The sequence below is a fragment of the Pseudosporangium ferrugineum genome, from assembly GCF_003002065.1.
Lineage (GTDB): Bacteria > Actinomycetota > Actinomycetes > Mycobacteriales > Micromonosporaceae > Actinoplanes > Actinoplanes ferrugineus_A.
This window is the reverse complement of the sequence record NZ_PVZG01000006.1, coordinates 72,366-84,823: the sequence shown is the minus strand read 5'-3', so window position 1 is coordinate 84,823 and position 12,458 is coordinate 72,366. Positions and strand designations below refer to the sequence as shown.

General features: G+C 72.0%; 10 protein-coding genes. 1 reads left to right on the top strand and 9 read right to left on the bottom strand.

The genetic code is table 11. The features are described from left to right. Positions 1 to 20 precede the first annotated feature (20 nt). On the top strand, positions 21 to 938 hold the full coding sequence (locus tag CLV70_RS14470; RefSeq protein ID WP_245908227.1) for a hypothetical protein: 918 nt from the start codon (positions 21 to 23) through the stop codon (positions 936 to 938). Here CLV70_RS14470 and CLV70_RS14465 read toward each other — a convergent pair. The 9 genes from CLV70_RS14465 to CLV70_RS14425 form a co-directional block, all read right to left on the bottom strand. Then, positions 918 to 1,940, bottom strand: coding sequence for a LacI family DNA-binding transcriptional regulator (locus CLV70_RS14465; protein WP_106127003.1), 1,023 nt, complete (start codon positions 1,938 to 1,940; stop codon positions 918 to 920). The genes CLV70_RS14470 and CLV70_RS14465 overlap by 21 nt on opposite strands. Next, positions 1,937 to 3,538 carry a glycoside hydrolase family 13 protein gene (locus CLV70_RS14460; protein WP_106127002.1) on the bottom strand — a complete coding sequence of 534 codons (1,602 nt, stop codon included), beginning with the start codon at positions 3,536 to 3,538 and terminating at the stop codon, positions 1,937 to 1,939. Before CLV70_RS14460 ends, CLV70_RS14465 begins: the two co-directional genes overlap by 4 nt. Next, a complete protein-coding gene (locus CLV70_RS14455; protein ID WP_106127001.1) occupies positions 3,538 to 5,964 on the bottom strand; it encodes a glycosyl hydrolase family 28-related protein in 2,427 nt (808 codons plus the stop codon). Before CLV70_RS14455 ends, CLV70_RS14460 begins: the two co-directional genes overlap by 1 nt. After that, positions 5,961 to 7,313, bottom strand: a complete 1,353-nt coding sequence (locus CLV70_RS14450) for an ABC transporter substrate-binding protein (RefSeq protein WP_106127000.1) — start codon at positions 7,311 to 7,313, stop codon at positions 5,961 to 5,963. Before CLV70_RS14450 ends, CLV70_RS14455 begins: the two co-directional genes overlap by 4 nt. 162 nt (positions 7,314 to 7,475) lie before the next feature. Continuing rightward, positions 7,476 to 8,450: a LacI family DNA-binding transcriptional regulator gene (locus CLV70_RS14445; RefSeq protein ID WP_106126999.1), complete on the bottom strand. Its 975-nt coding sequence runs from the start codon at positions 8,448 to 8,450 to the stop codon at positions 7,476 to 7,478. 46 nt (positions 8,451 to 8,496) lie between these two features. After that, the gene (gene ccsB, locus CLV70_RS14440) at positions 8,497 to 9,519 is read right to left on the bottom strand and encodes a c-type cytochrome biogenesis protein CcsB (protein ID WP_106126998.1); all 1,023 of its coding nucleotides are present in this window, start codon (positions 9,517 to 9,519) and stop codon (positions 8,497 to 8,499) included. Then, the gene (gene resB, locus CLV70_RS14435; RefSeq protein WP_106126997.1) at positions 9,519 to 11,129 is read right to left on the bottom strand and encodes a cytochrome c biogenesis protein ResB; all 1,611 of its coding nucleotides are present in this window, start codon (positions 11,127 to 11,129) and stop codon (positions 9,519 to 9,521) included. Before resB ends, ccsB begins: the two co-directional genes overlap by 1 nt. Further along, the gene (locus tag CLV70_RS14430; protein WP_425440162.1) at positions 11,126 to 11,854 is read right to left on the bottom strand and encodes a cytochrome c biogenesis CcdA family protein; all 729 of its coding nucleotides are present in this window, start codon (positions 11,852 to 11,854) and stop codon (positions 11,126 to 11,128) included. The genes resB and CLV70_RS14430 overlap by 4 nt, the downstream gene beginning before the upstream one ends. Before the next feature lie 46 nt (positions 11,855 to 11,900). Further along, on the bottom strand, positions 11,901 to 12,458 hold the full coding sequence (locus CLV70_RS14425; RefSeq protein ID WP_106126995.1) for a TlpA family protein disulfide reductase: 558 nt from the start codon (positions 12,456 to 12,458) through the stop codon (positions 11,901 to 11,903).

The following is a 12,458-nucleotide window of genomic DNA, read 5'->3' as shown; positions in this document are numbered from 1 at the left end:
GTGAGGGGGCGGGTGGCGGCGTGAGGTTCCGGGTCGTGGCACGGTGGTGCGCCCTGGCGGGCCTGGTCACCGGCCTGGCGGTCGCCGGTCCGGCGGAGTCGCACGGCGGCGGCCGGCTGCCGGTGTGTGAGCCGGGCAACTCCTCGACGACGGCGCCGACCGGGCCGCCCGGCCGGCGGGCGCCCGGGGCGTGCCAGGCGCCGGTGCGGGTGCTGGAGTCCGGCGTACGGATGGATCAGGTCCGCGGCCGTTCCACCCCGAGCGGCTACCACCACCTCGGCGCGGGCACCGGCGGGGAGTGGAGCGGCGTCACCGGCCGGATCCAGGTGGTCGACGGCACCGTCCGGCGCAACACGTACGACTTCGTGGCCGGCCGCTTCATGGTCAAGCGGGACCTCGGCGGCGGCGAGATCGCCTGGCTCGAGGCCGGCTGGGCCGAGACGGGCTGGGCCGGTCAGGGCCGCCAGCACATCTACACGTTCAACACCAACACGAAGACCTGGCAGTTCTACGACCAGTACCGGCTGCGGCCCGGCGACCGGCTCTGGGTGGATCTGCACACGGACGGGGACGGCGTCTGGCAGGCCTGGCTGTGGTGGGACAACCGCTGGAACCTGCTGACCGCCCAGAAGCTGCCGCTCGGCTCCGGCGCGTACGTCGAGCAGTACGTCGAGGTGCACGTCGACGCGGGCCGTCCGGCGCGGCTGCGGGTGCCGCCGGCGACCGTGGACAACGTGCAGCTCCGGCCCCCCGGCGGCGGCCCGGCGCAGTTCTGGCGCGAGGACGTCGCGACGCTGACCGGCGACCCGGCCCCGCAGCGCGCGGGCGGCTTCTGCCTCGACTGGATCACCCACTACGACACGTGGAGCGCGGGCGACTGCCCGGGCGGGGGCGAGGGCGGCGGCACCGGCCGGCCGTCACGCAAGCCGCGGGGCTGACCTGGGCGCCGCGCCGGTGCTGGCGCGGACCACGAGCTCGGGCTCGAACAGCAGCTCCTCGCGCCGGCCGGGATGCCCCTCGATCTGGTGCAGCAGCAGGCTCACCGCCGCGCGGCCCATCGCGTCGACCGGCTGCCGGATCGTGGTCAGCGGCGGGTCGGTGCAGGCCATCACCGGGGAGTCGTCGAAGCCGACCACCGACACGTCCCCGGGCACCGACAGGCCCAGGCGGTGCGCCGCCCGGATCGCCCCGATCGCCATGACGTCGCCGGCGCAGATCAGCGCCCGGGCCCCCTCGCCGATCAGCCGGGCAGCCGCGACCTGGGCCTCGGCCATGGTGAACGGGGACCGGCCGACGATCACCGGGCCGTCGTGGCCGTGCCGGTCGCGGGCCGCCAGGTACGCCGCGAGCCGCCGCGCGCTCGGCACGTGGTCGGCCGGCCCGAGCAGCACCGCGATCCGGTCGTGGCCGAGGGCGGCGAGGTGGGCGTACGCCATGTCGGTGCCGTGCGCGTCGTCGGTGCCCACCTGCGGAAAGCCCAGCCCGTCCACCGCGGCGTTGACCAGCACCGTCGGCAGGCTCCGCTCCCGCAGCAGCGCGTAGTGCCCGTGGTCGGCGTCGCCCTCCTGGTAGTGGCCGCCGCCGAAGAGGACCCCGGAGACCTGCTGCTCGAGCAGGATCGAGACGTAGTCGGCCTCGCTGACGCCGTCGACCGTACGGGTGCACAGCACCGGGCTGAAGCCGCGCTTCGCCAGCGCACCCGCCATCGCCTCGGCCAGGGCCGGGAAGACGGGGTTGGCCATCTCCGGTAGCACGATGCCGACCAGCCGGGCCCGCTCGCCGCGCAGCTTGGCGGGACGCTCGTAGCCCAGCACGTCCAGGGCGGTCAGCACGGCGTCGCGGGTAGCCCGGGAGATGCCCGGCTTGTCGTTGAGCACCCGGGAGACCGTCGCCTGGCTGACCCCCACGTGCCGGGCCACGTCGGCGAGTCTGCGGGTCATGCGCCCGAGTCTAGGACGCGCAGCCAGGCCGCCGTGTCGCTCGGCAGCCGGCCGTCGTCGAGTTCCCCGCTGGCCAGCAGGAGTTCCTCGTACGGCGGCAGCGGCACCGCTCCCCCGGACAGGTTGACCACGCACACGAAGCCGCCGGGGCGGGCGAAGGCCAGCACCTCCGGGGGCGCGTCCCGCCAGGCCATCGGCCCGGCGAGGGAGCGGCGCAGACGCAGCGCCGCGCGGTAGAGGTGCAGGGTGGAGGCGGGGTCCTCGCGCTGGGCCGAGACGGCGAGCCCGGCCCATCCGCGCGGCTGCGGCAGCCAGGGCGTGCCGCCGAAGCCGAACGACGGTTCGTCAGGGGTCCACGGCAGCGGTACGCGACACCCGTCCCGCCCCGGATCGGCACCATCGGTACGTAGGTACATAGGATCGTCCCGAACCTCGTCGGGCAGGTCCTCGACCTCGGGCAACCCGAGCTCGTCACCCTGGTAGACGTAGACCGAACCGGGCAGCGCCATCGTGAGCAGCGCGGCCGCCCTGGCCCGGCGCAGCCCGAGCACCGGATCGGTGGGCAGCCGGTGGCGGGCACCGCGCAGGGCGAAGTCGAAGCCGGTGTCGGCGCGGCCGTACCGGGTGACGTGCCGGGTCACGTCGTGGTTGGCGAGCACCCAGGTCGGCGGGGCGTCGACCGGGGCGTGCGCGGCGAAGGTGTCGTCGATGATCCGGCGCAACTCCTTGGCGTCCCACGGGCAGCCGAGGAAGTCGAAGTTGAACGCGGTGTGCAGCTCGTCCGGTCGCAGGTACGCCGCGAACCGCTCGCTGTCCGCCAGCCACACCTCGCCGATGAGCGCGCGCGGCGGGTCGTACGAGTCGGCCACGGCACGCCAGGAGCGGTAGATGTCGTGGGTGCCGTCCTGGTCGACGTACGGATGCGGGGCACCCTCCCGGACCTCCGGCAGGGCCGGATCCTTCACGCACATGGCCGCGGAGTCGATCCTGATGCCGTCCGCGCCGAGGTCGAACCAGAACCGGAGCACGTCCTCGAACTCGGCCCGGACCTCGGCGTTGTCCCAGTTCAGGTCGGGCTGTCCGGGGTCGAAGAGGTGCAGATACCAGTCGCCGTCCGGCAGCCGGGTCCAGGCCGGGCCGCCGAATGTGGACTGCCAGTCGTTCGGGGCGAGTTCGCCGTGCTCGCCCCGCCCGGCCCGGAACCAGAACCGGTCCCGGGCCGGGCTCCCCGGGCGCGCACCTAGGGCCTCACGGAACCACGCGTGCTCCGAGGAGCAGTGGTTCGGCACGATGTCCACGATGGACCGCAGGCCGCGGTCGTGCAGGTCGGCGATGAGGGACCGGGCCTCGTCGAGCGTCCCGAAGAGCGGATCGACGTCGCGGTAGTCGGCCACGTCGTACCCGGCGTCGGCCATCGGCGACGGGTACCACGGGCCGAACCAGACGGCGTCCACGCCGAGGTCGACCAGGTGGTCCAGGCGGGCGCGGACGCCCGCCAGGTCACCGATCCCGTCGCCGTCGCCGTCCGCGAACGACCGCGGGTAGACCTGGTAGATCGCCGCCGTCCGCCACCACTCGTGAGACACGGTCACCCCCATCAGAAGCCGCTGTTGCCCGGGCCGCGGTTGATCGTGAAGCCGGCGTTGTTCGCCAGCGCCGCGCCGCCCGTACGGGAGACGGTCACGTAGCTGAACGACCCCGTGCCCGGACTGTTGAACTCCATGCCGAGCGTGCCGGTGCCGGCGAACGCGACATGGTCGAGGGTCAGGTTGTTCACCCTCTTCTGCCAGCTCAGCAGCAGCCCCTGGTAGCTGCTGTCGGTGACCTCGAGGTCCTGGAACAGCACCGCGCCGGCGATGTCGTTCGCCTCGGCGTAGACCCAGAGCGCCCCGATGTCGCTGCCCCAGTCGAGGCTGTGCGATCCGGTACGGGTCAGCGTGCTGCGCCGCACGACGGTCGTACCGCCGAACGGGTTGGCGCTGTGCCAGCTGGACACCGTCACGCCGGAGCCCTGGAACACCACGTCGGTGAAGAGGCTGTCCTCGATCCGGTTGTCCGTGCCGCCGTAGATGCCGGCGGTGTTGGCGAGAATGGGCAGCGCCGCCGAGACGAAGGCGAACACCGTGTTGCGGACCGTGCCGGTGGCGCTCCACGACCACATCGCGAGGCAGTCGTCGCCGGTGTTCCGTACGGTCGTCTGCTCCAGCCGGCTGTTGCGGGTGTTGCCGGTGAAGTTGACGCCGTCCGCCATCGTGTTGCGGATGCGCAGGCCGGCCGCGTACAGGCCGTCGGTGTTGCCGGTGACCCACAGCCCGACCTTCGCGTGGTTGGTGGCCACGTGGTGAATCAGCGAGCCGGTGCCGAAGTCGCCCTCGATCGCGGCGTCGGAGCCGGGGCAGCAGTCCGGGTCGCGGGTGGTGACGTCGCCGTCGAGGGTGAAGTCGCCCAGTGTGGTGTTGCTGCCGGTGACCAGGAAGCCGCCGCGCCGGTTCAGGCCGCTGAGGACCGTACGCCAGATGCCGGCCCCGCGGACGTCGATGCCGGCCACGCTCACCGTGCCGCTGAGCACGAACGTTCCGGCCGGGATGTAGACGCCCCGGCCCTGCGAGACCGCCGTACGGAACGCGTTGGTGTCGTCGCTGTTGTCGTTCGGGGTGGCGCCGTACGCGGTGACACTGACGTAGCCGCCCGGCGCCGGATACGCGGCGTCCGCCTCCTCGGTCTCGAGCAGGTCCACGGTCACGTACGCGCTCGCCGTGCTGTCCTTCTGCACCTTGAGCACCGTGCCGGCCGGGTACGTCCGCGGCAGCAGCACCCGCGCGTCGTCGAAGAACCGGTGCGGGTTGGCGCCGCCCGGACCGTCGGTGAACGGGTAGGCGCCGTACATCCAGCTGTACCTGGAGGTCAGGGCCAGATCGGTGACCTTGGTGCCGTTCGCGTAGACGGCCAGCGGGGTAGTGCTGCCGTCGGGGATGCTCGCCCGTACGGTCAGCGCGTTGGCCGGTTTCGTGAGCGTGACCTGGACGTACTGTCCGGTGCCGGTGAGCCGGACGGCCCGCCGCCCGGACGCCTCCGCCTGCTCGGTGGTGTAGGTGCGGCCGGCGGCGAGCACGCTGCCGTTGGTCTGCCCGGCCTCCGCCTCGAAGGTGGTGTAGGGAACGGTCGCGCCGCGGGCGGCGAGCGGCGTGCTGCCGGCCACGGCCACGTTGTCGAGTTGCACGCCACCGGAGTCGCCGGCGTCGACCTGGTAGCCGAGGAGGTTGAGCCCCACCCGCAGCGGCAGGTCACGCTGGGCCGTGCGCCATCCGTCCCCCGCGGGCAGCGAGATCTGTCCCTGCTTCAGGCCGTTGGCGTAGACCGACAGGGTGCGGGCACTTCCGGTGGCGTTGCGGAAGCGCAGGGTGGTCGTCGCGGTCCCGGCCGCGGTCCGGGCCACCGTACGCACGACCCGCGCGCCGCCGTTCAGATTCGTGACGAACCCGCTGCCCGTGAACCCGGCGACGTCCGAGCCCACGGTGGCCCCGCCGGCGAGGAAGGCGCTCTCCAACTCGCCCCCGGCCGGGCCCGGCGCCGGCGCCTGCGCCACGGTGAGGTTGTCCAGGTTGATGTTGCCGTTGTCGCCGGTGCCGTACTTCACCGCGACCGTGTTGGCCCCGGCGTTCAGCGACAGCGGCTGGGTGACCGTTCCCCAGGCGTCCCAGCCGCCCACCGGCGGGAGGCTGAACTGCCGGGTCACGCCGTTGACGATCAGCGACATCGTGCGGGTGGAGCCGGTGCCGTTCGCGTACCGGAGGGTCGCGGTCGTGTCGGCCGCCGAGGGTGACGTGATCGCGAAGGTCGCGGTCGCGGTGCCGCGGTTGCCGTCGGTGAAGCCGCCGACGTAGCCCGTCCCGGTGTAGCCGGGGTGCTCGGTCTCCCACCTGGCGCCGCCGGAGAGTTGCGCCGCTTCGGCCTCGTCCAGGGCGGTCGCGGCGTAGGCGGTGGGCGTGACGGCGATCAGGGCGGCGATCAGCAGCGCCCTCATCGCACACCGGCCAGTACGCCGTTGACCTGCGTCTCGGCCGCCGCCAACAGCGCGTCGACGTCGGCGTTGCGGTCGGTCAGCACCTTCTGCATCGGCACGTCGAGGACGGCGTACACCTGCTGGGCGAGCGGCGGTTCGAGCTTGAGCGGGATGGTGTCGACCGTCGCCGCGAACGCCGCGAAGTTCTCCTTCGGCACGTTGCCGTGCTTGGCGCGGGCGTCGAGGAGGCGCTTCTCGCTCCCGGAGCCGGCCACCCAGATGTTGGGCTGCGGCAGGCCGACGGGCTGGTTGCGGGACTTCGACCGGGCGCTGTCCGCGTCGACCCGCTCGGAGTTCACGGTCGTGAAGCTCAGCCAGGTCAGCCCGGCCTTGATCTTCGCGGGGCTGAGGCCGGCCTTGAACATGTAGCCGTCGCCGCCGCCGAGGGTGCCCTTGCCGTCCGGGATCGGGCCGAGGCCGAGCGGGGCGAACTTCCCCTTGTACTGGTTGACGATGTTGACGATGTCGCTGCCGGTGCCGAGGTACATGCCGAGCTTGTTGCTGCCCATCATCTGCAGCAGGTCGGCATACTCGAGCAGCTGGCGGCGGCCCATCGAGTCGTCGGTCCAGCGCATGTCCTTGAGCTGCTGGAGCACCTCGCGGCCGGTGGCGTTGTGGAACCCGGCCTTCCACGTCTCGCCGTCGCGGACCGCCACGTCGCCGCCGCGGGAGTACATCTCCGCGGTGAAGTGCCAGCCGCCGGTGTTGTTCTTGCTGTAGTCGCCGTAGCCGACGATGCCGTCGCCGAGGGCGCTGATCTTCTTGGCCGCCGCCCGGACGTCCGCCCAGGTCCGGGGCGGGGAGTCGGGGTCGAGCCCGGCGCGGGTGAACAGGTCGCGGTTGTAGACCAGGCCCAGCGAGTAGTTCTGCGAGGGCAGGCCGTAGACCTTGCCGCCCTCGTCGGAGAAGACCTTCAACAGCTGCGGCTTGATGTTCCCGGTGTCCGGGAAGTCGCCGAGGTACTTGCTGATGTCGCTGACCTGGCGCTTGCGGATGAGCGACTGCGGGTCGGTGAAGTAGACGTAGAAGACGTCCTCCAGCTGCCCGCCCGCGAGCTTCGCGGAGAACGTCTGGGCGTCCATCATGCCCTCGCGGGCGTCGATCTTGATGTTGGGGTACTTCGCCGTGAAGTCCTTGACGTCCTTCTCGAAGTTCGCCCGGTTGACCGGGTCGGTGTCCGGGGGCAGGCCGTTGACCGTGATGGTCACCGGGCCGTCGCCGGTGTCGTTCGCGTCGTCGTTGTCGGCGTTGCAGGCGCTGCCGAGGAGGAGCGCGCCAAGAGCGAGAGTTGTGCCGAGGAGTCTTTTCATCGCAGGGAGGTCCCTTCCGGAGCGGCCGCCGCGACCAGCGAGAACATCGGCCTGTCGGTGGGATGCAAACCGATCGATGACGCGCGGCGTAGGCCGAGGATAGGACTGCCCGTGCAAAGAAGTCTAGGTATTCACGTCGGCTGTTTGCACAGGAGTGCAAATCTACGACTTGCGCGGGCCACTCGTGCCCCGGACCACGAGCTCCGGGTCGAAGGTGACCTCGTCGCCGACCGCCGGGCGGCCGTCGAGCTGGGCCACGAGCGAGGACACCGCCGCCGCGGCCATCTCGCGTACCGGCTGGCGCATGGTGGTCAGCGGCGGATCGGTCACGCCCATGAACGCCGAATCGTCGAAACCGACCACGGACACGTCGCCGGGCACGTCCAGGCCGGCCTTGCGGACCCCGCGCACCGCGCCGAGCGCCAGCGCGTCGCTCGCGCAGACCAGCCCGGTGACCCCGCGCTCCAGCAGCCGGGCGGCGGCCGCGCGCCCGCCCTCCAGCGAGAACACGGTGTGCTCGACGAGCTCCGGATCACCGGGGAAGCCGGCCAGCTTGCGCATCGACGGCACGTGCCCGTACGGCCCGAGCACCAGCCCGATCCGCTCGTGCCCCAGCCCGGTCAGATGCGCCGTGGCCTGCCGGACCGCCGCCGCGTCGTCGATGCTCACGTGCGGTACGCCCAGATTCTCGTCCGCCGCGTTGATCAGCACCATGGGCAGCCGCCGCTCCATGAGCTGACGCCCCTGCTCGGCGCCCGCGTCGGCGAAACTGCTGCCCACGAACACGATCCCGCCCACCTGGTGCGCCAGCAGCATCTGGATGTAGTGCGCCTCGGACACGCCGTCGGACGTCCGCGTGCAGAGCACCGGCACCAGCCCGCGCTGGACCAGCGACACCCCCAGGACGTCGGCGAACGCGGGGAAGATCGGGTTCGCCAGGTCCGGGAGCACGAGGCCGATGAGCCGGGCCCGCTCCGCGCGCACCGGCCGCGGACGGGGATAACCGAACACGTCCAGCGCCGTGAGCACGGCGTCCCGGGTGGCCTGCGCGACGCCGGGACGGTCGTGCAGCACCCGGCTGACGGTTGCCTCCGAGACCCCGGCGTACTGCGCGACGGCTTGCAGCCTGCTTGTCACGGGCTCAGGTTACGCGGGATGCAAATCCTTGCACCAGCGTGCAAATTCAGCCGGCGTTCGCGTACGAGTGCAGACCGGCGAAGAACAGGTTCACGCCGAACAGGTTCATCAGCATGGTCGCGAAGCCGAGCAGCGCGATCCAGGTCGCCGTCGAGCGCTTGACGCTCGGGGTGGCACGGGCGTGCAGGTAGGCGGCGTAGACGACCCACGAGATGAACGCCCAGACCTCCTTGGGGTCCCAGCCCCAGTAGCGGCCCCAGGACGCCTCCGCCCACAGCGGGCCGGCGATCAGCGCGCCGAAGGTGAACAGCGGGAACGCGAACGCGTGCATGCGGAACGTCAGCCGCTCCAGCGCCGTCGCGGCCGGAACCCGGGCGCCGAGCGTGTACGGGAAGCTGCGCTTGCCGGCGTCGTACCCGCCGCGGATCAGGAACATGGCCGCGGGCACCGCGCCGACCAGGAAGATGCCGCTGGACACGATGATCGTCGAGACGTGGACGATGTACCAGGCCGAGTTGAGCGCCGGGACCAGCGGACCCACCGGCGTGTACGCGATCAGCCCCGCCGCGCCCAGCAGCACGACCAGCGCCAGCGCGACGAACAGCCCCAGGTGCCGGACGGCCGGCTTGCGGGTCAGCACGCCGAGCCACACCGCCGCGCCGACCAGGGTCACGGCCAGGATGAACTCGTACATGTTGCCCCACGGCATGCGATGCGCCGCGAGGCCGCGGGTGACCACCGTGCTCAGGTGCAGGGCGAAGGAGAGCCAGGTCAGGCCGACGGCGATCCGTCCGAACAGGACGCCCCGGTCGCGCCGCGGTGGCTGCTCCACCGCGTCGTCCGGGGGCGGCACCTCGTCGGCCGGTCCACCGGTGACGACGTCGGCCGCGGGCGGCACCTTGACGACCGGGCCGCCGACGCCGGCGCCGACCAGCTGACGGACCGGGCGGGTGGCCGCGCGGCCGATGTGGCTGCGGTCGCCGAACGCGTACTCCGCCGCGTAGCAGACCATCGCGGCGAGGTAGGCCAGCACCGTGACGGCCATCAACTGATCCGACAACTCCGCCATCACGGCGTCCCTTCATCCGAACCGCGGGCCGCACCCACGACCTGACCGAACTCCTCGTCGAAGCCCGGATAGTCGGTGCGGGGCAGGCCACCGGCCTCCACCAAACTACCGGACCGCTCGCCGGGCGAGATCCGGAACCACAGCCGGCGCCGATGCCCGGCCAGCGACAACATCAGGCCGAGCAGGCCGAGCACCGCGCCGCCCAGCACCAGCGGCTGGGTCGGGTCGGAGCGGACCGACAGCGTGGCGAACGGCCGGGTGCCGAGGAACTCCAGCCGGGTGCCGTCGTCGAGCTTCCACGACGCGCCCGGCTTGAGCCGCTCCGGCCGCTCGCCGCTGACCTGCTTGAGGGCGCCGCTGACGATCTGCGACCGGTCCAGCGCGTAGACCGAGCCGGGCAGGCCGGCATCCACACCGAGATTCCCCCGGTACGCCGTCAGGAACAGCACGGGATCGTTCTCGGCCGGGAACACCGACGTCGGGCCGCCCTTCGGATCGACCGTGGGCAGGTAGACGCCCTCGAAGCCGACCTGGAGGTTCTCGTCCCGCTTGTTCGTCCGCGGGTCGATGTTGACGTCCGGGAACTGCACGACGCCCTCGCTGGTGAACATGCCGTCGCGGGGCAGGAACGGCACGACCTTCGTCTGCTGGTCGCCGTACCGGTCGGTGTAGCGCAGGGCCACCGCGTAGCCGTGCCCGAGCAGGTGGACGTTCGCGTGCGGAAGGCGCAGCGGATCGTTGACCGTGAAGCGCGCCGGACGCCAGGCACCGTCCTGCTTCTCCTGCACGTCGACGGTCGCCTCGAACGTCTTCGGCTGGCCGGTGGGCTGGAAGGCGGCCTCGAAGCCGGTCAGCCGCAGGCAGAAGAACGGCAGGTCGGCGGCGTCCAGGCGGGGGCCGAGCGAGGATTCGTCGTACTGCGTGACGGAGTTGCAGAACCCCTGGTCGGTGCCCTGCACCAGGAGACGGTTGCCGTGCCAGCCGTACCAGTGCCCGAAGCCCACGCCGATCAGCACCGCGAGCAACGCGAAGTGGAAGAGCAGGTTGCCGGTCTCCTTCAGGTAGCCCTTCTCGGCGGAGACCGTCCAGGTGCCGTCCTCGCGCTCGCGGACCACCGTGCGGAACCGCCGCTTGCGCAGCGCGCCGGCCGCGGCCTTCGCCGCATCGGCCGGGGAGGCGGATCGCGCCCGTGCCGCCGCGAACTGCGGGAGACGCTCCAGGCGCCGGGGAGCATCCGGGGGTACGGTGCGCAGCGCGCGGAAGTGGTCCACGAGCCGCGGCAGCACGCAGCCGATCAGCGACGTGAAGAGCAGCAGGTAGATGGCGGCGAACCAGGGGGACGCGTACACCTCGAAGCCGCCGAGGCGGTTCAGGACCGGCGCCAGATCGGGATGCTCGCGGAAGTAGGCGACGACCTTCTCCGCGTTGAGCGCTCGCTGCGGCAGCACCGAACCGGGAATGGCGGCGACGGCCAGCAGGAAGAGCAGCACCAGCGCCGTACGCATGCTGGTGAGCTGGCGCCACGAGTTGCGCAGCAGCGCCCACACCCGGTGGGGCCGGCGCGGCGGCGGCGCGGCGGCCGGCGCCGGTCGCTCCTCCACGGCGGTCACAGCAGCGTCCCGTCGAACGTGAACGTGGTCTGCAGCCAGATCAGGAAGCTGTCCCAGCCGCCGGTGACCAGCGTGACGCCGACGACGATGAGCAGCGCCCCGCCGACCCGGGTCACCCAGCGGCTGTTGCGGCGCACCGCGCGGAAGACGCCGAGCAGCCGTCGGAAGAACAGCCCGAAGAGTACGAACGGCACCCCGAGGCCCAGGCTGTACGCGAGCGCCAGGGTGACCGCGCGGTCGGTCTGCCCGGCGGTGGTGGCGAGGCCGAGGACCGCACCCAGCGTCGGGCCCACGCACGGGATCCAGGACAGCGCGAACAGCGCGCCGAAGACGGGCGCGCCGATCAGGCCGGCGTTCGGGAGCTTGTGGATGCGGAACTCGCGCTGCATGCCGGGGATCACCCCGAGGAACGCCAGGCCGAGGGCGATGACCAGGACGCCGAGGACGATGTTCAGCGTCTGCCGGTGCGTCTGCAGGGTCATGCCGATGTTCGCGACCAGCGTCGCCATCAGCGTGAACACCACCGCGAAGCCGAGCACGAAGAGGCTGGTGCCGGCCAGGATCCGGCCCTTCGTCCGGGCCTGCTGCCCGTCCGCCTCGGCGGCGTTCAGGTCGGAGCCGGCGAGGCCGGTCACATAGGACAGGTAGCCGGGGATGAGCGGCAGGATGCACGGCGACAGGAAGCTGACCAGGCCGGCCAGCGTGGCGGCGGCGATCGCCAGCATCAGCGGGCCGCTGCTCGCCGTGTTCGCGAACGAGTTGCCCACGACGTCAGCCCGTACCTTCGGCGGCGATGCGCTCGACCACCGGTTGCAGGACGCTCTGGATCGTGGCGCCGCGGATGGCGGCGGCGATCCGGCCCTGCCGGTCCAGGATCAGCGTCGCCGGGGTGCTGACCTGCGTCACGTCGAACTTCAGCGCGACGCTGCCGTCCCGGTCGTAGATGCTCGGGTAGGTGACCCGTCCCCGCTCGAACGCCTTCGCCGAGTCCCGGTCGTCGCGCGAGTTGACCCCGACGAACGCGACGTTCTTCGCCCGGGTCGCCTGGTAGGTGCCCTCGAGATCGTCCGCCTCCGCGCGGCACGGGTTGCACCACGATCCCCAGAAGTTGACCACCACGACCTTGCCGCGGTCCTGCGCGACGTCGTACGTGCCGCCGTCGAGCAGCTCGCCGGTCACCTCGCGGGCCTCGGGACGCTGCTCAGGGGTGCACTCGATGACGTTGTCCGCGTTCGTCGTGCACTTCTTCTCCCAGCTCTCGCTGCCGCACCCGGCCAGCGCACCGGCCGCCACGGCGGCGGTGAGGACGACAGCGGCGAGCCGGCGCAT

Excerpts from the sequence above, each read along its gene's own strand:
- ccsB (WP_106126998.1), bottom strand. The coding sequence starts at position 9,519 with ATGGCGGAGTTGTCGGATCAGTTGATGGCCGTCACGGTGCTGGCCTAC.
- CLV70_RS14450 (WP_106127000.1), bottom strand. The coding sequence starts at position 7,313 with ATGAAAAGACTCCTCGGCACAACTCTCGCTCTTGGCGCGCTCCTCCTC.
- CLV70_RS14425 (WP_106126995.1), bottom strand. The coding sequence starts at position 12,458 with ATGCGCCGGCTCGCCGCTGTCGTCCTCACCGCCGCCGTGGCGGCCGGT.
- CLV70_RS14430 (WP_425440162.1), bottom strand. The coding sequence starts at position 11,854 with ATGCTGGCGATCGCCGCCGCCACGCTGGCCGGCCTGGTCAGCTTCCTG.
- CLV70_RS14465 (WP_106127003.1), bottom strand. The coding sequence starts at position 1,940 with ATGACCCGCAGACTCGCCGACGTGGCCCGGCACGTGGGGGTCAGCCAG.
- CLV70_RS14455 (WP_106127001.1), bottom strand. The coding sequence starts at position 5,964 with ATGAGGGCGCTGCTGATCGCCGCCCTGATCGCCGTCACGCCCACCGCC.
- CLV70_RS14460 (WP_106127002.1), bottom strand. The coding sequence starts at position 3,538 with ATGGGGGTGACCGTGTCTCACGAGTGGTGGCGGACGGCGGCGATCTAC.